This is a genomic window from Odoribacter sp. N54.MGS-14, from assembly GCF_000980295.1.
Taxonomy (GTDB): domain Bacteria; phylum Bacteroidota; class Bacteroidia; order Bacteroidales; family Marinifilaceae; genus Odoribacter; species Odoribacter splanchnicus.
The window spans coordinates 1-19,081 of sequence record NZ_LARL01000005.1 but is presented as its reverse complement, the minus strand read 5'-3'; the positions used below and the strand labels follow the sequence as shown (position 1 = coordinate 19,081).

The 19,081-nt window shown below is 43.1% G+C and carries 13 protein-coding genes and 1 pseudogene; 3 read left to right on the top strand and 11 right to left on the bottom strand.

Annotation, left to right across the window (positions count from 1 at the left end; genetic code table 11):
- Positions 1-216: 216 nt before the first annotated feature.
- From WS42_RS15235 to WS42_RS01895, 6 genes are all read right to left on the bottom strand, one after another.
- Positions 217-2,079, bottom strand: a complete 1,863-nt coding sequence (locus tag WS42_RS15235) for a thioredoxin fold domain-containing protein (RefSeq protein ID WP_087381761.1) — start codon at positions 2,077-2,079, stop codon at positions 217-219.
- Between the two features lie 21 nt (positions 2,080-2,100).
- The gene (locus WS42_RS01915) at positions 2,101-3,561 is read right to left on the bottom strand and encodes a PKD-like family lipoprotein (RefSeq protein ID WP_046403863.1); all 1,461 of its coding nucleotides are present in this window, start codon (positions 3,559-3,561) and stop codon (positions 2,101-2,103) included.
- A gap of 35 nt (positions 3,562-3,596) precedes the next feature.
- Positions 3,597-4,301 carry a DUF4843 domain-containing protein gene (locus WS42_RS01910; protein WP_013611389.1) on the bottom strand — a complete coding sequence of 235 codons (705 nt, stop codon included), beginning with the start codon at positions 4,299-4,301 and terminating at the stop codon, positions 3,597-3,599.
- Between the two features lie 6 nt (positions 4,302-4,307).
- Positions 4,308-5,798, bottom strand: a complete 1,491-nt coding sequence (locus WS42_RS01905) for a RagB/SusD family nutrient uptake outer membrane protein (RefSeq protein WP_162610004.1) — start codon at positions 5,796-5,798, stop codon at positions 4,308-4,310.
- A gap of 35 nt (positions 5,799-5,833) precedes the next feature.
- Positions 5,834-9,211 carry a SusC/RagA family TonB-linked outer membrane protein gene (locus tag WS42_RS01900; RefSeq protein ID WP_087381757.1) on the bottom strand — a complete coding sequence of 1,126 codons (3,378 nt, stop codon included), beginning with the start codon at positions 9,209-9,211 and terminating at the stop codon, positions 5,834-5,836.
- 183 nt (positions 9,212-9,394) lie between these two features.
- Positions 9,395-10,564, bottom strand: a complete 1,170-nt coding sequence (locus tag WS42_RS01895) for a FecR family protein (RefSeq protein WP_046450695.1) — start codon at positions 10,562-10,564, stop codon at positions 9,395-9,397.
- A 445-nt stretch (positions 10,565-11,009) separates the two neighbouring features.
- Here WS42_RS01895 and WS42_RS01890 point away from each other — a divergent pair, with 445 nt between their 5' ends.
- Positions 11,010-11,390 carry an MmcQ/YjbR family DNA-binding protein gene (locus WS42_RS01890; protein ID WP_022159988.1) on the top strand — a complete coding sequence of 127 codons (381 nt, stop codon included), beginning with the start codon at positions 11,010-11,012 and terminating at the stop codon, positions 11,388-11,390.
- Positions 11,391-11,414: 24 nt separating this feature from the next.
- Here the strand turns inward: WS42_RS01890 and WS42_RS01885 are convergent, their stop codons facing one another.
- Together WS42_RS01885 and WS42_RS01880 are read right to left on the bottom strand one after the other, a co-directional pair.
- Positions 11,415-12,140 (bottom strand): MBL fold metallo-hydrolase, encoded by a 726-nt coding sequence (locus WS42_RS01885; RefSeq protein WP_046403868.1) that lies wholly within the window; start codon positions 12,138-12,140, stop codon positions 11,415-11,417.
- 25 nt (positions 12,141-12,165) lie between these two features.
- Positions 12,166-12,411, bottom strand: coding sequence for a hypothetical protein (locus WS42_RS01880; protein ID WP_022159990.1), 246 nt, complete (start codon positions 12,409-12,411; stop codon positions 12,166-12,168).
- 189 nt (positions 12,412-12,600) lie between these two features.
- On the opposite strand from WS42_RS01880, the gene WS42_RS01875 reads away from it, so the two are divergent.
- Complete coding sequence (locus tag WS42_RS01875) at positions 12,601-13,497, top strand: helix-turn-helix domain-containing protein (protein ID WP_046450694.1); 897 nt, start codon at positions 12,601-12,603, stop codon at positions 13,495-13,497.
- Between the two features lie 256 nt (positions 13,498-13,753).
- On the opposite strand, the pseudogene WS42_RS01870 reads toward WS42_RS01875, so the two are convergent.
- From WS42_RS01870 to proS, 3 genes and pseudogenes are all read right to left on the bottom strand, one after another.
- Positions 13,754-14,047: pseudogene (locus WS42_RS01870) on the bottom strand (aquaporin); the annotation flags it as partial.
- A gap of 276 nt (positions 14,048-14,323) precedes the next feature.
- Positions 14,324-15,544: a peptidase T gene (pepT, locus tag WS42_RS01865; protein ID WP_204248638.1), complete on the bottom strand. Its 1,221-nt coding sequence runs from the start codon at positions 15,542-15,544 to the stop codon at positions 14,324-14,326.
- A gap of 87 nt (positions 15,545-15,631) precedes the next feature.
- Entirely contained in the window at positions 15,632-17,107 is a 1,476-nt protein-coding gene (proS, locus tag WS42_RS01860; protein WP_046450693.1) for a proline--tRNA ligase, read from the bottom strand.
- 178 nt (positions 17,108-17,285) lie between these two features.
- Here proS and WS42_RS01850 point away from each other — a divergent pair, with 178 nt between their 5' ends.
- Complete coding sequence (locus tag WS42_RS01850) at positions 17,286-18,980, top strand: dermokine domain-containing protein (RefSeq protein ID WP_046450692.1); 1,695 nt, start codon at positions 17,286-17,288, stop codon at positions 18,978-18,980.
- The last annotated feature ends 101 nt before the right edge of the window (positions 18,981-19,081 follow it).

Sequence of the window (19,081 nt, the reverse complement as noted above, 5' to 3'; positions counted from 1 at the left end):
AACACAAAACCAGTCCTAAGGTTCAACAAAAAAATGTTTCCAGCTAACCTATAAGTTTTCTTTCTGAGTTTACCAGGACTCAACTCAGTGCCCGGCCGGGATACAAAGGTAAGAAGCCCGAATAGCCGATAAGATTGTATTCAAAAGTATAATACAGCGCACCAGAAACGGGAGCGATTGTGTGGGGGCTCCACACAATCGCCACATTTCCGTGATCTATAACGAACCGATCCGTTTATTCAAAGCATTTTCAAAATTTTTCAGTATAGGATCAACCGGATTAAAAAGCTGACGGAATATATGTAATCCTTCTTCACACTGAGCTTTATTTCCTTTTGCACACAACATCGCATTTAATTGCATCGTCAATCCCCAACGGTCCGAAGCAGGAAGGGACATAAATTGTTTTTTAAAAATAGAAAGTACTTTATCCATTTTATCCATCCGAAATGCATCGTAATAATCCAATATGGACAACAAATAACTTTTCTGTTCCGGCCGAACAATTTTGATATCCTTCCTCAGAGTCTTAAAACGTCCGGCATCATATTCTTTCTCATCAAATACAAGACTGTTGACAGTATTGAATACCGGAACGTAAAGTACTTTCTGAATCCATGCTTCCAGTTCCTCCGGAGCAATATAGGCAGTAAATAATTCCCGGTGTTTTGCGACAAAATGGAATGTATACGACGAAGGATCCGACAGGTAACGCCGAATCAGCTGCCAGTCCTCTTCGTTAACCGTCTCTCCATTTTTCCGGCAAAGCTCATCCAATACGGCCGGAATTTTATCAAACCGATATCCCCCCCCCAAAGTCGTAATATACCGGCGAAGGAAATCAGCCTCCCGGTCACCTGTTTCATAACGTTTCTGCATCCCTGCAATCGAATTTTCCGGATCCATTCCTTCCCGGATCAGCCGGATAAATTCACCGGCATCATGTCCGCCAACGACCCGGTGTACCTCGTTCCCTGCTGCATCCAGCAATAAATAAGTTGGAAATACCTGCATCCCATAACGCTTCAATAACTCCCGTCCCTCGCCCTTTTCCATATCAAATTTAACATTGATAAAATGCTCGTTAAAGAAGTGCCCCACTTCCGGATCGGTGAAGACAGTAGTATTCATCATTTTACAAGGAGCACACCACGAAGTATAACCATCCAAAAAGATCAGTTTACCCGTCGCTTCAGCCTCTTGTAAAGCATCCTGAAAACTACCGGTCCTGAATTGAATTCCTTTGCCGGCAGCCAATAACTTTTCCAACTGTTGCGTAATCTCTTCCCGGCGCAACTCCTTCGCCTTGATCAAACCGTCTTTACCAATGATAAAACAATTAGGCACTCCGGCAATATTATATGCCTTAGCCACCGGACTCTTCCAGGCTTTCAGATCTGTCAGGCAATACCAGGGCACAGCATGAGTTTCCAGGTCCTTCAACCATTTATCCCGGTTATCATCTAAATGAATGGTGATAAACACCACACTATCTTTAAACCGTTCATAAGCCTGCCGGATGGAAGGAATTTCCTTCTTACACCAACTACACCAGGATGCACTGAATTCCAGAAAAATATATTTTCCCTTAAAGCTAGCCAAGGTATACTCTTTTCCCTCCCGGTCGAACACCTTAAAATCGGCAGCAGGCATTCCCGGACGCACTTTACTCTCCTTCTCTAAACTTTGTCTCACTTCCTGTAAACACAAAGGATCAAATCCCGGTTCAAACCGATTCAATACTTTTCCGGTATTTTCAAATCCCAGATTAAATACCAACCGGGTAACCAACTGTGCCGCCGCTTCACTTTTTTTGGCATCTGCACGGAAAGCCAATACACTATCAATGGATTGCATCAATAACTTTTCTCTCTCTGCCGACAGCCGACGTACTCCGGCAATATCTCCCTCCATAAACTTCTCACCGATAGCCATATTCAACTCACCCGAAGCTTTATAGCAGGATAAACTCAATAGATAATCATTATAAGCACGCAGCTCATCAGACACCTGCTGTTGTGCATATATTTCCTGTATACACAACAAGAACAGACAAAATAAAACAACTAATCTTCTCATCAAATTTTATTCCATTAGATATTATTCATACTTCCAAGAACCACCCGATTTATATATCAAACCTTTGACTTCTCCGAGAATTTGTTTCACATGCTCGAACTCCTGTCCATCCGTACTCGTCCAATAGAAGTCATGAGTATTTCCATTTTGTACACACACACCGAACTGTTCTCCATAAGAATCAAGGGTAAAAGCTGTTATTGTTCCTGTTTTAAAATCGGCTACAGCTACCGGAGTATCGTTCAATTCAAAATTATACCGGAAAATTTGTGCTCCCTGAGAATAATAAGCCTCCTTCGTTGTATATCCCACTGCAAAACGGGTCTTTTCATTCACAACTGCCGGAAATACATCCTGTGCAATTGTTGTCAATGTCGGTTGTCCTCCCACGATCCCGAATTGAAAACGCTGAGTATAATATTTTCCATCCGACTTATCCCGCAAAACGGCATAAAACAAACTCTTCCCCTGCTGCTGAGAAGCCGGAGCCAGATAGATCAACTCTTTATCAGGATCAACCAGGCTGAATTTTTGTCCCGCATCCTCCACCTGATCTAATCCCCGTAACTCTCCGTTATCCAAAAACAAATATCTTCCTTCATTTTCTTCATAAAATAAAGCGACATTATAATCAGGAGGGAAACTATACCCCACCACAGAAGAGAGCTTATAATCCCCGTAGAAAGGAAAATCCGGATACCGGTCCTGGTACAAATACCCTCCGGGAGAATAACGGACATACAATTTCCCGGACCCGGAAACCAAACAGGAATAATTCTTTATAAAACAAGCTGCCTTAATTTCTTGCAAATCTTCCGGCAAGCTTCCGCCGACAAATTCCTCTCCGGTCCACACCTCTTTCCGAAGGTTACTCCAGTCTAATTCTACCGGTCCGTCCGATCCCGGCCCTCCGGCCATCACCAATACACCGTTTGCATTCAAACCGGCATCAAAATGTTCTACCACTCCATAAGCTTTAGGCCCCAATTCCCTGTTATTAACTGCCGTATAAACATTCTGAAAAAACTTTTTACTGCTCGCCAACATGTTCAACTCCGCTTTTCCTTGATTTTCAGTCATCCACATCCAACCATTCGTAAAATTACTTAGCAAAGTCACCCGAAAACGCTGACTATATGAGATTCCCGTACGTTCGTCTTTAACGCTAAAAGCACCGAAAATATCATTCCACCCTTGGGGTTCTATCCCAAAAGTAACATTCAGACATTTTTCAGTAGAAACCACAAACGTATCCAGCTTCCATTGATAGGATAGATCATCATGTGCCTGTGTACTATCGGTAAAACGAATAATCGGTTCCGGCATCGTAAAAGGTTCTCCAAACCAGAGTTCATATTTTTTACTTTCATCGATCCCATCAATTTCAATTGCATACATTGTTTTATAATCATAATTTCCTTTATCCTTATAGCAACCGGCCATTACCAGTAATGCCAGTAACAATATATATATCTTATTCATAACTCGATCTAAATTTAATTGGTACCCCTTTATTACTATCCCACCATCTTCACCTGCATAGGTTGATTATTCTCATCCATGATTACCCGTCCCTGAGCGGCTTCTTCTTCCAGATAATATTTAAACTTCAGGATAGCGGCCCTCTTTTCCGGATAAGCAATATTTTCCAAATCAAAAGTACCGCTAATCCGGATAAACAAACGATATTTCGTTTCAGAATAACTACCCAATCCTTCGGTTTCATGCCACTCATCCCACCATCCGGGCCGAACGATCCGATCAGTCAGATATATTTTACAACTATTACTCTCCGGGAAACACAATTTAAAATGGGCACTCTCCACCAAATCCAACTGCAGATACAATTTTTCCGCTTTCAATTCTTCTGTATTCATCACTTCAACCCAAAGTGTATCCGTAACCCGATTGGCCCGCAACTTACAGTTTTGCGCCGGAATATTGAAATGCACCCCTTCCTGAACCGTACTTGCCGGATTTACCTTTACCTTATATTCGCGGTCATAATCCAACACTTCGCCTGTCACTTTCACTTCTATGCCAATACGATCTGTCGTTGTCTTTCCAGCCAATCCGAAATTATAATCCACACTGTCCTTTTCAAACACCGATACAAAACGTATATAGTCCGTACCCGAATACTTTTCGAGGTCTTTTTCACAGGAACAGAACACCAATCCCATTCCCAACCCTATGATCAATGCCAATATCTTTGCTTTCATACCTTTCTATTTATAAAGTTCAGACAATCTGTTACCGAATTCCAATTCCACGTCCGGCAACGGTAATACGAAATCTTTCTCCGTCATGGTATAATTTCCGGACTCATCTACTACTTTCCGTCCCAACCGTTTGTAGAAATAAAACAGCTGCCCTTCGCACATAAACTCCCGGCGGGCATCGTTAACAATCACATCTTCCAGCTCTGCGGGTGAATTTGCAATCAAGGCCTCCTTGGCATTCCGGGCATTCCGTAATTTCTGTAATTCTGTTTTAGCTCCATTCAGATCGCTATCCATCAGATATTCACAAACATAATAATACATCTCACTAATCCGAATCATCGGAGCTATCCTTCCCATCTCCTCTTCCGTCATCTCATCAGCATTCTCAGGTTTCACAAATTTGATACAACTGGGCCGATCGAAAGCAGCCAATATTTCATGCTCCATCAGATAGTTCAAACGGTAATCATTGGCACTTCCTTCAAACATCTGTTCACTATTCTTTATCGTCAACCACTTTTTGCTGCTACTATAGCTGGGCGAATAAGGTTCAAACACTTTAGTCATCCGGGGTACATTGAATCCAAAGACGATCTCAGGCCGTAAAATCCGGTTCCGATATTGAATATCGCTAGTAATCTTCCAATAATCGGTAAATTTGAATACTCCCGATTCCAACACAATTTTAGCATAATCGTAAGCCTGTTTTTTGTCCAGTTTATAAGCATATACCCGTGCTAGCAAAGCATTCACAGCATAATAATTCAGACGGAATCCACGATAAGACAAAAATTCATTCCGGTCAGGCATCGGCTGGGTCCACATATACATATCCGAGCCAGTAGTTGCCTGATACAACGGATCAAAAATAGGATCCCGGCCTTCCAGATCGGTAACGGCAGCTTTCAGATCTACAATCACACTATCGATCACTTCACTGACCGTCTTTTGAGGCGACACTTTATTCGAATATTTTGTAATATACGGAATAGCTGTATATCCCGGATCTGCTTTATACGAAGGTGCAAACAAACGCAACAGATCAAAATGGAAAAAAGCCCTTAAAGCCCTGGCTTCTCCATGTAAAATATAATAAGTACGCTCATCCTCAAAAAAATCCGGACCGACTTCCTCCAATCTTTCCAATAAAATATTACAATTGGCAATACAGAAATACAATTCCAGCCACATCTCATCAATTTTAGGCGAAATATTCACATCCTTGTATTGGTACTTGGCCAACTGGGCAAACTCATGTGTCTCGTCCGGAATAGCGTAATACTGAGCCAAAACATCCGTAAATCCGAACAATAAATTATTGGCATACAATTTTTCACCCGAAGCGGTAATATAAATCCCGTTCAATACATCCTTAAATCCCTGAGGAGTAGAAAATATTTTCTTGTCGTTCACCTGTGCCTCCGGAGTAATATCCAACCACGACGTACAGGACTGTGAGAGGACAGCACATCCCAACAGGATTGCAGCTGTCATATTTTTAATTTTTTTGTAACTCATATTCTATTGCATTAAAATTGAACCATTACACCTAAACTCATACTACGGGCAAATGGATAAGAAATCCCTCTCTCCCGCTTCACTGTCGACAAACGAAACACATCATTCATCATTGCAGTCAAACGAACCATATCAAAACCGATAGGTTTCAGCCATTCTTTCTTCAAATCATAAGACAATGACAAAGATCCCAACTGTAATACATTTTCATCCTGTATAAAACGGGAACTAGCCGGAGTCGTCGACTTATCGTTGATGTCTTTATAAAATGTATGGTCGCCTGGTTTCTGCCAGCGTTGCTCCAATACCCGACGGTCTACATTATCTCTCGGATCAGCATTCTCTACCCGGTTGATCAAGGTCTGGTTGTACACCTGTCCTCCCAGACGATAACTGAAATTCATGTTTAGATTGAGTTGCTTCCAGGTTATATTCGTTCCGAATGCTCCGGTCACTTTCGGTTCTGTATCACCGCATACCACACTCTCTTTCGGATCCCAAACGTACGTATTAGTACCATCCTGACGCTGGAATAACTCTTTTCCGGTAGCAGGATCGATGCCCAACGATTTCATCGCATAAATAGCGGTTGAAGATCTTCCCTCTTTATACCGGACCATCGGTTTGGTTTTATAGTCGTCATTGTTAGCCTGTTCCTGATCGGCTTTATCGTTATAGGAACTCAAAGCATTCGAAATGGATACGATACGATTCTTATTATGAGCCATATTCACAAACAGACTGACATTCCAATCGTTCGATTTATAGACAAAACTCCGTAAAGCCAATTCCACTCCTTCATTTTCCATCTGTCCCAGGTTTTCTTTATAATCAATAAATCCCAGAGAAGTAGGCAAAGTAACACTGCTCAAAAGGTTTTTGGTCTTTTTCAGATAATACCCGAAAGTCACCGTCAACCGATCTTCCCACATGCCGAAATCCAATCCCAAGTCGTAAGCAGTCGTCGTTTCCCATTTCAGATTCGGATTCCCTAAAGCCATCAGGGTTGCCCCGATTCCTGTCGCATACCAGCCGTCCTGTATATATTCGAACATCGTCTGAGATTGATAGGGTTGAAAAGAAGCCTTTCCTGTCGTTCCAATAGACCCACGGATCTTCAGTCTGGAAATACCGGTATTTTCCATAAATTTTTCATGGTGTATATTCCAACCCAAACCAACTGCCCAGAAAGGAGAAAATTTAGATTCCGAACCATACATGGACGAACCATCCAAACGAGCCGATAAATCCAATAAATAGCGATTCGCATAAGAATAATTGACATTGGCAAAAAAACCTGCCAATCGGGTTTTTCCCTCACTTCCTCCGGGATGGGTATTGGTAAACTCCTTCGCCAAAGAGATATAATCCATCATCTTGGAAGGATAACCTCTCACGTCGAAGTTCACACTACGACTACCACTTTCTGTGAGATTGACACCTAATGCCGTATTGATAAAGTGTTTACCCACTCCCAAATAATAAGTCAATACCGAGTTAAAATCCATACTATACGTATTACTCGTCCCGTGGTACCCTTCTCCTTTATTCAACAATCCTTCACCGGACGACAACTCATAACTTTCATACTGCAATGATTCCGGTGAAACAAAAGTCTCTACTTGTTCTTTCTTTTCACCGTAAGAGAAATTGGCCCGCAAACGTAATCCTTGTACGATACTCCATTCCAGACTGAAATTATTGGTCACGTCCAGATACTCGCTTTCATCCCGATTTCCTACCGTTGCTTCATACACAGGGTTCCAAATTTGCTTATTGGTATTTATGTATTGCGTCATCTTACGGATCAGATTACCGTGCTCATCCTGAAAAGGATAATAGGGATTCAACAAGGCATATTGGGAAAAGTCACCATAAGGGGATTCTTTAGATTTCACTTTATTGACAGTGAGATAATTCCTTACTAAAAGTTTATCTTTTAGATTATAAGAAAGTGAAAAACCTAAAGCTCCGCGGTCACGAGCCGATCCTTTCATCACCCCATTGTCTTTATCATACTTAAAATCAATACCATATCTAACCGCTTTATCCCCACCTTCAATGAATATGCTATGCTTTTGATTAAACTCTACCTTCAAAGGCTGAGACAACCAATAGGTATTCACTCCACTCTCAACAAGACTCAGTTTATAATTATAATCTTTATCTTTATTGATCTGCGCATCAGCATTATTATCTTTATACATGCCTATGCTCTTTTCAAAATCCAACTTCTCACGGGCATCCAATAAGTCGTATCCATTTAAATCCGGTATAGCGATAGAAGCAGTAAAATTATAGTTCACCCGCAACTGTCCTTCCGAGGGAGCTTTCGTTTTGATAACAATCACTCCATTCGCTGCCCGAGAACCATAAATAGCCGTTGCCGAAGCATCTTTCAGAATAGTCAACGATTCGATCCGTTCAATATCGAGGTCAAAAATTTTCTCTGCATCTACTTCAAAACCATCCATGATAAACGTAGGCAGATTCGGATTATTTTTCAGATTATCCCGGCTCACTGCTTCCTTTTCAAATTCAGTCAGCCCGATTCCAGAATTTCCCCGAATCGTAAAATCAGCAATCCGGTTAGGATTCGATCCGATGTCTATATTGTCCTCAAAGCGGATAGAAGGATCAAATACAGAAAGTGCCTGAAGCACATTCCCGGTAGTCACCTTCCTTAGCTCGTCCCCTTTCACGGTTACCTGTGCCCCTGTAAAACTATCTTTGTTCTTATTAAAATATCCGGTCACCACCACATCGTCAAGTGCCTTTACATCCTCCTTTAAGACAATCTTATAATCATTCTTATCCGTAATCTTCACCTCCATCGTCTCCATCCCCACAAAAGAAAACAACAAGGCTTGTCCATCAGCCACAGGTAAAGTGATTGTAAACTCTCCCTCTACGCTAGTCACCGTCCCTAAAGAAGTTCCCTTGATAATGACCGTCACTCCCGGTAGCGGATTCCCTTTTTCATCCACCACTTTTCCGGTGATCTTACGACCTTCGGTTGCTGTCACTTCTTTTTTTATCACTACGGCATTTCCGGAAATCTCAAACCAAAGACCAGTATTTTTCAGGCACGTTTTCAAAATCTCATTCACCTCCTTATCCGTTTCCTGTACCGTCAATTGCTTCACTCCTTCAATGTCACGGGTTCCGTACATAAACACAAAATCCGTCTTCTTTTGAATCTCCCAGATCACCTGTTCCAAAGACACATTTTCCAAATCCAAACTGATTCTTACATTATTTTGAGAATGTACTGCTGCATTCAGCTGAAAACAGCTAAACAAAATCAAAAAAAACTTCAGTCTCACCACAAATAAAATTTTAGAGAGTTTTCCCCGGGCGGGAAAAACCATTCCAGGATTTTTTTTCATAAATTTGTTGAATTAAAGTTTAACACACTTTGATTATTTAAGCATGTTCCCGGCCAGTTTCGCAGACCACCGGGAACATTTTTATTTCAAACCCGTATACCCCAAACGCTATATTTTCATTTCTCTATCCTCATATCCCCTTGCCATCCACCCTATTCGTATTCAGTATCATCATCTTTAATTTCATTTTTTCTCCGATATATACAAACAACGGTTTGTCTGCAACACCTCTACTAAATTTGTCTTCTTTATCATATCAACAATCGGTTGCATATCATCATACCTTCCAAACCTTGCACCGATCCGGATTTCTTTAGCTCTTTCGTCTATAAAATGAAATTCCACCCCATACCAACGCCCCAATGTTTTCATAACATTTTCCAATCGTTCATTCCGGAATACAAACGTTCCTTCCTGCCAGGCCACATATTGTTCTACTTCAACCTGCCGTACGGTCGTTTTACCGTCATTTTTCGAATACACGGCCTGCTCTCCTGCCACAATATCCTGATCGTTCACCTTCACTTTTCCTTCCACCAAAGTTGTTACCACCTGCCCTTCATCTGCATATGAACGAACATTAAACGAAGTCCCCAACACCCGTACATTCACCCCATTCATCTTTACTACAAAAGGACGAAGTGCATCTTTAGACACTTTAAAATAAGCCTCTCCACTCAATTCTACCACCCGCTCTGTGCCACGGAATACTACCGGATATTTTAGCCGGCTCTCAGCATTCAAATAAACCCGCGTACCATCAGATAAAGTCAACGTATACTCCATCCCGGTCAAAGTTTCCATCTGATTATAAACAAGCGTATCTTCACCTACTCCGATCTGCCTGTAATCAATCCCCGTAGAATCCTTTTGAATCACAGTACCATCCATCTCTGCCAAAGTAAACCGACCGTCCGGAACAAGCTTTACCACCTTTCCATTTCCTAAGGTTAATTTTGCACTTCGCTTTCCGGAAGGAATACTCTGCTGCACAATAAGGGGCGGCTTTACGGGCACAGCTGTTTTCATCTGAAAATACCAGAATCCACCTCCCAACATCACTAAAATGACAGCAGCATATTTCCACCACCTCCTCCCCCCGGCACGTCTTCCCATAGCCTTATCCAGATTCTTCTCCATTTTTTTCCAGGCCTCTGTAACAGAAAAACGTTCCAACAACTGCTGGTTTGCTTTAAAATCTTCTTCCTGATCCAATCTCTCCGCCAGATTGGTATGCCACACGCTTTCCTGCTTCCAGTTTTCCAACGCCTCCCGTTCTTCCGGCGTAGCAATCCCCATTAAGTTGGTTGCATACTTAGCCGCTATCTGAAAAATATTCATATCCAATCGCATAAAAACATTTTTTAATCTATCCTAAATCAAAAATCGTCAAATAGCTTTCTGCCACTTTCAAAGTCTTTCTATTTACAGATTTAAGCTCCTCATTCCGGATTAATTACATTCATTAAATTTTGAAAAATCTGCTGAAATTTATTGTGTTTTCATTCTTATAACAATCTCAAACGAAAAACGGGGTAGTCAGGATTGAAAAAAATTTATTTATTTACAAGTCTACCCCTTTCTACAAAATCATCCAACCGACCACATTTTACATTCTGCTATTCCAGCCGACCGGATAACCATACGTTGCAGCCAAACCCTGAAAATAAAGAGAGATAATTTCAATACCCGGCCTACGGCACATTTCCGGATATCTATCCATAAAAACAGGAGAATTTAAGCTTGAATCTAAATAAATATACCGTATTTTTGTCCGGTCTCATCCATCGTAACAGAAATGAATATTGAAGAGTTCAGAGCATATTGCTTGTCATTCAAAGGAGTATACGAAAAGATGCCATTTTCAGGAGTTGCCGATAAATACAGCCGTGACGTCCTGTGTTTCTACGTAGCGGATAAATGGTTTTGCTTCGTCAATATCGAAGTTTTCGATTTTTGTTGCCTCAAATGCCAACCCGAAGAATCCGGAGAATTACAAGCCGGATATATTGGAATAAAACCGGGCTGGCATATGAACAAGAAATATTGGATCAGCGTTTACTTTAACCAGGATGTCCCCGATATCATGATAAAAGAACTGGTCGGCAAATCCTACGAAATCGTAGTCCGAAGCCTAAGCAAAAAAGAACGGGAAAAGCTGACCTCAGATGATGATTGATAAGCATATCCATACAGCATCCGGTCAATGTCCCGTCATATTTACAACTTCGCCTATTTGCGGAATAACTACAGGTAGCGAATCTCTATCCCGCATCCTCCGTGCATTCTTCAACGGTTCGTCCCAGGGATGAGTAGCCAAAGCATATTTAGAATGATGAACCGTCAGAATTTTTGCCGCTTTCAATTCCCTGGCTACCGCTGCCATATATCCGGGCATCAGGTGGATATATTTCCACCCTTCGTTGTACTGACCGTTTTCCAGAATAGCCCAGTCGATATCGGGCATATCTTCCGGCCGGTACACCTCCGTTCCTTTGAAAGGTTTGTTTACGAACGAAACAGGTGCAGCCGTACAAAATACCGGATCGACAAGTAAACGTTTACCCTCCATCTGGATCAGATAGGAAGAATGGCCGAACCAAACCAACAGATCCTCTGAGAGGTTCAGGGTCTGTAAATCGGTTTTGATAACAGGCAGAGTACTATCCGGCCTCAGTCCTGCTTGTTTCCTGAATAAAAAGCCCGTCAAATTTTGAAAAAATCCTTTGCCGGAAGTCATCAATACCGTTTCGTGTAAGTTACGAAATTCTCCATCCCGGTAATGGGCCGAGCGTTCGATTCTAGCCAAACGTTCTCCCCGGGGTAAACGACCGAATTGCGGCATATTCACAAATACGACTCCAACTACAGCCGACAAAACGATAACACTCAAAATCACCCACATCATACGAAATCTTTTTTTACCCATATTTCTCCGACTTATTTTCCCGGCCTTAAACCGCTTTACCCATTTCATTGGTCTGCTTCATATCAAGCAAACCGTCCATTTCTCCCTCTCGCCATAGTCCGGTGACAGCGATCCCCCTTTTCCCGCAGGAATTTTCCAGACAAGCCGTACCCCGTAAACAATCGAAAGTACGTTCGATCTTTTCCGTCTCCGTCTCCGCCCTGGTTGCGATGAAATAAGCCACCTGACAGACTCCGAAACCCAAAACCGGCATTTCAATACCGTTCTTCAATTTTATAGTCTTGATACTTTTTCATCTTCCAAATTATAAAGTTTTTCCGACATGACAAAAATACGGGAGACAAACAGATCGGAAGTACACCAATTACGGATTATCCTACCATTTTTACCGATCCGGTACATCCTATGAATCAGGCAATAAAAAAATATTTAAATTTGTATCGAATAAAATACAACAGCCATGAATACCATTCAAAAATTCGACACGATTCATCAGTATAATGAATTTTTAGGACAAGAGACTTTACATCCGCTGGTTAATGTCATCAATCTGGCCCAATCATGCCGTCTCCGGCACGGTCTCCATTCTTTCGGTTTTTACACGGTATTTCTGAAAGAAATAAAATGTGGAAATCTTCGGTACGGTTGTAACTATTACGATTATCAGGAAGGAACACTTGTTTTTCTTGCTCCGGGCCAGGTAATCGGCGTCGAAGACGACGGTAAAGTCTATCAACCGCAGGGGATGGCCCTGGTCTTTCACCCGGATCTTTTACGGGGAACCACTCTAGGCCGTACGATCAAAGACTATACCTTTTTTTCGTATCAGGTGAACGAAGCCCTTCATCTTTCCGAGCAAGAGCGTCATATCATCATCGACTGTTTCCGTAATATCGAAGAAGAACTGTATCACCCCATCGACAAACACAGCCAGCGGTTGATCGTATCCAATATCGAATTATTCCTCAACTATTGTGTCCGTTTCTACGACCGTCAATTCATCACCCGCGAAAATGTCAACAAAGACATTCTCACCCGGTTCGAAAATTTGCTGAACGACTATTTCTATTCCGAAAAACCGGAGAGTTCGGGCCTGCCGACAGTAAAATACTGTGCAGATCAAATGCATCTGTCCGCCAATTATTTCGGCGATCTGATCAAAAAAGAGACCGGGAAAACCGCTTCCGAACATATCCAGACCAAACTGATCGATATCGCAAAAGAAAAAGTATTCGACACCGGCAAAACCATCAGCGAAATCGCTTATGAGCTCGGTTTCCAATATCCGCAACATTTCAGCCGCTTATTTAAGAAAGTGGTAGGAGTCACTCCCAATGAATACCGGATGCTGAATTAACAGCCCTATCGGTTACTCCGATAACATAAAGCCTGAAAGCATCGTAAAAGACAGAAATACGTCAGATTCCCGCTCCCCCGGGGACTTTCGTCGATTGGACGATACTTTCCCCGCCCCGCTGTTATACTTTATCCGTTTTTCAGGTCCTGAACATTTTCAGTTCACCGAAACTTCATTCGTTCTTGTCGGGAGAATTTATAGGATTATCCAAACAGAGACAGTCCTGTTCCCGACAAGAACGAAAGAATTCGAATCGTTATTTTTCGCTGCCGATACTCTTCCACACGACAGCCGATAAAGCAGCACCGGCAAAAGGAGCGACGATAAACAACCATAACTGTGTCAATGCCTTCCCCCCTTCGAAAAGAGCCGGTCCGATGCTACGGGCAGGATTTACAGAAGTTCCTGTGATAGGGATACAAACGATATGTACCAACACTAACGTCAGTCCGATCGCCAAACCACACATCACCGGTGTTCCCTTCTTGTCATCGGTTACACCCAAAACAACCAGTACAAAGATGAAAGTAAAGATCATTTCAGAAATGTACTTTTTCATAACCACGCTATTTAAAAACACTTCCTCAAAAGTAGTGAATTTATTTTAATTTATCACAATATTTCCCAACCGAAACCGGTTCCTGAACCGGTTTCGGCAGCAATACCGATTCTTACCGACTCATCACCCGATCGGACCGGAATATCAATGACAATCACAACGTGATGACGAGATATAATTTCATCTCTGACCAGAAAACTATCCGAACCCGGAAAAGAAAGTCGGTTTTCTGAAGTTCTGCCTTATGAAACGATTTAAAAAGTCAAACTAGATTTTCGTACACAATTCAGCAATCCGTATAATCAGCTGTACGGCTTTTTCCATTGCATAAACGGGTATATATTCATAGCGCCCGTGAAAATTATGTCCTCCCGTAAAAAGATTCGGAGTAGGTAACCCCATAAACGACAACCGTGCCCCATCCGTACCTCCCCGGATCGGCACGATCAACGGCTTGATATTCAACTCCTGCATGGCTTGCTTTGCAATATCGATAATGTAGTGAACCGGTTCGATCTTTTCACGCATATTGCTATACTGATCCTTCAATTCCAACTCGATTTTCAGCCCAAAACGTTTGGAAAATTCACGCACCCCGTTCTCGATCGTATTTTTGCGCCATTCAAAACGTTCCCGGTCAAAATCACGGATCAGGATTTCGATCTCGGTAGTTTCCACATCTCCCTTTATCGAATACACATGGAAAAAACCTTCGTAACCGGAAGTATTTTCAGGCACTTCTTTTTTAGGCAGACTAGCCATAAACTCATTGGCTACAGCAATCGAATTGACCATTTTATTCTTCGCATATCCGGGATGAATATTCCGTCCTTTGAAAACGATCCGGGCATTAGCGGCATTAAAATTCTCAAATTCCAATTCTCCGATCTCTCCTCCATCCATCGTATAGGCAAACTTAGCCCCGAATTTTTTTACATTAAAATGATCGGGCCCTTCCCCTATTTCCTCATCGGGAGTGAAACAGATGCATATTTTACCGTGTTTAACTTCGGGATGTCCGATCAGATATTCGGCTGCGGTCAAAATCTCGGCGATTCCGGCTTTATCGTCCGCACCCAACAAGGTATTCCCATCTGTAGTGATCAATGTTTGCCCTACATAATTCATCAATTCCGGAAATTCCTCCGTCGAAAGTACGATTCCCTTCTCTTTATTCAGCACAATATCATTGCCCGCATAATTCTCGATAATCCGGGGATTTACATGCCTGCCACTCATTTCGGGGCTGGTATCCATATGGGCGATAAACCCGATAGCCGGCGTTTCCCGTTCCACAGTAGAAGGTATAACTCCCATCACATAGCCGTATTCATCCAGTTCCACCTCCTGGATACCTATAGCTTCCATCTCTTCCTTCAATACATGGGCAAACTCCATCTGTCCCGGTGTACTGGGATTCAATCCCGTATTCGGGTCAGACTGAGTACCATAACCTACATACTTCAAAAAACGGTCAGTAACATTCATCATAAAAAGCAAAAAAGCTAAAAGTAAAAAGCTATAAGCTAAAAACAGCAAACTTACCTGCCAGCTTTTAGCTCTTTACATATTACATTAATAGGCTTTCGCAATCAACACTCTCCGATGAGACGGTTTACCGGTCACCATATCTTTTCCTTCTTCTTCAGGGCTATCGAAAGGAATACAACGGATCGTCGCTTTGGTATCGGCTTTTATCTTTTCTTCAGTTTCTGCAGTACCATCCCAATGACAAAGGAAAAATCCGCCTTTACTTTCCAGCAGATTTTTAAATTCATCGTACGAATCCACTTTAGTGATCATACTATTGCGGAAATCCAATGCTTTCTTATAAATATTTTCCTGGATATCCCCTAACAATTTTTCTATATGTCCGACAATACCCTCCAAAGGCAAAGTTTCTTTCGTCAAAGTATCGCGGCGAGCCACTTCGATGGTACCGTTTTCCAAATCCCGTTCTCCCATCGCTAAACGCACAGGCACACCTTTCAACTCGTAATCGGCAAATTTCCACCCCGGTTTCTGGGTATCGCGATCGTCATATTTTACGGAGATTCCTTTAGCTCTCAGTTTTTCAATCAGCCCCTGTACTTTATCGCTGATTATTTTCAATCCTTCGGCCCCTTTATAGATCGGCACGATAACCACCTGCAAAGGTGCTAATTTCGGAGGCAATACCAAACCGTTATCATCCGAATGAGCCATGATCAGAGCGCCCATCAAACGAGTCGATACCCCCCACGAAGTTGCCCACACGTATTCGAGTTTTCCCTCAGCATTGGTGAACTGTACATCGAAAGCTTTGGCAAAATTCTGTCCGAGGAAGTGCGAAGTACCGGCTTGTAAAGCTTTTCCATCCTGCATCAGAGCTTCGATCGTAAAGGTTTCCAGGGCACCTGCAAACCGCTCGCTCTCACTCTTCGAGCCCATAATGACGGGAACAGCCATCCAATTTTGTGCAAAATCGGCATACACCCTCACCATCTTATTGGCCTCTTCCAACGCCTCTTCTTTCGTAGCATGGGCTGTATGTCCTTCCTGCCACAAAAATTCAGCCGTACGCAAAAACATCCGGGTACGCATTTCCCAACGCATCACATTAGCCCACTGATTACACAAAATCGGCAGATCCCGATAGGATTGTATCCAGTTTTTATAAGTATTCCAGATGATGGTCTCCGAAGTCGGACGAATGATATACTCTTCTTCCAATTTTGCTGCCGGATCGACAACAACTCCTCCTCCGTTCGGATCATTTTTCAAGCGATAATGCGTCACAACAGCACATTCTTTTGCAAACCCCTCGACATGATCGGCTTCCTTAGAGAAAAAAGATTTGGGAATCAACAACGGGAAATAAGCATTGACATGCCCTGTTTGTTTAAACATATCGTCCAACTGACGCTGGATCTTCTCCCAGATCGCATATCCGTAAGGCTTGATCACCATACATCCTCTCACTACGGATTGTTCGGCCAAACCGGCTTTTACCACTAATTCATTATACCATTGTGAGTAATCTTCGCTTCTTGATGTTAAAAACTTGCCCATCTTCTTATTATTTGATAAAACGGGAGCAAATTTAAGGAAAAAAATAGTAGATGTGACCGAATTTGATTATTTTTATTCCATGATCGGCAACAGGTTAAAAAAGAATTATAAAAACAATAGCAAATTTTTTCTTGGTATACTTTTTGATATTAATAATAAAACGAATAAATAAAACAACATGAAATTTTCTTTATACATAGCAGGTCTTGCTTTTATAATAGTATCCTGTTCCACTACCCGGAATTTCAGCTCTATCATGGAGGACGATATCTATTACGTCCCCGGGAAAAAAGCGCTGGCTATCCGGGAAGTAGAAAATCTTACCGGACATGATATCGGGACCGAACAACCGGTCGATCCGACTGTCTTAGCCGGGGAAATCTCCCGTTCGGCAGGTAGCAGTACACCGCCTGCCACCTTCTCGAGTAGTAACAACACGAAGATCAATGCCCGTAGCGGGCAATTGGAGCAAGTGAATATCCAAAGCTTGACCCGGGAAGCAGAAGAGAAGCTTGCCAACAATAAAGAGATCGATATGACCTTGTACGAAAATACCGGATACTGGCTCGGAGGCTACCGGGGCCCGGCCAGCGATTTGACAGAAATACAACGGATCATCAACATGTATCCCGAAGGATTCGCCAATTTCAGCAATGGGCAGGAAATAGCCCTCAACCTTTCGTTCGATTCGGATTGGAATGTCTATACAGATAACGGACGTTACTGGTGGTTTCCGTCCAATACGAACATCAATTTATATTCTTCCCTGCTTTTCGGTACTTATCCGAAATATATCTGGACCATCGTATGGAACAATCCCCGCTTCGACAGTTGGGCTTTCGACGCTACTTTCAACAACCGTTTCAACTGGAGTCTGAATCTGGGCTGGGGCGGTCCGGGCTGGAGCATCGGATTCGGATGGAATTCAGGTTGGTACGATCCTTGGTACGGAGGTTGGTACGATCCCTGGTATCGCCCCTGGTACGGTGGTTACTATCCGGGATGGGGTTATCCACACTGGCATCACCCACATTGGGGACATCCCGGTTGGGATTATCCGCACTGGGGCGGTGGAAGCGGTCATTATCCCAACAGGCCCAACCGGCCTCATTGGGCAGGACAACGGCCTGGATTCGGAGGCGGAGTAAGCGGCATACGCCCCAACGGAAATCGGCCCAACAGCAACAATGGGTTGAACCGCCCGAACAGCACCCGTCCGGGTACAGGAAGTGTGTTACGCCCGGGCACCAGTAACTCTTTACGGCCAGGAACAGGAACAACCACCCGTCCGGGCAATTCAACCGGAACGGTTAACCGTCCGGGTACAACACGCCCCAATACTTCCGGTATCAACCGGCCGACAGGTACGACACGGCCGAATACGACAACTACCCGCCCAGGAACGATCACCCGGCCGAATACAGGCTCGAATATACGCCCGGGAACCAATACGTCCAGCCCCTCACAAGGGGGAACACGTCCGGTAACCCGGCCGTCGACAACCACACGGCCATCGACAACGACGAATCGCCCGACAACGACAACGCGGCCATCAACAACGACTAACCGGCCGTCTACCACAACCCGGCCTTCAACCACTACGAACAACAGGTATACCCGTCCGGCCGGTAGCGGTTCAGGTAATGTAAAAACTTATAATCGTCCTCAAAATAGTTACAGACCGACTTATAATAACAACAGTTCTTCGAATTATGTTCCCCGGAGACCTTCATCGGCCTCCCGGAGTTCGGGTAGCAGTTATACCCCTTCCCGAAGTTCAGGCAGCAGCTATTCGCCTTCCCGGAGTTCATCGCCTTCCCGGAGTTCGGGTGGTTCCTCCCGGGGCACAGTAAATCGTCCAACTAGAAGATAAACTTAAACCAGCACATTATGAAAAATTCAAGTTTCGCAAGTAGCCCTATGCCGTCTTTTTCACTCCGCATAAATCTTTAATGATGTTGATTTTTGGATTGT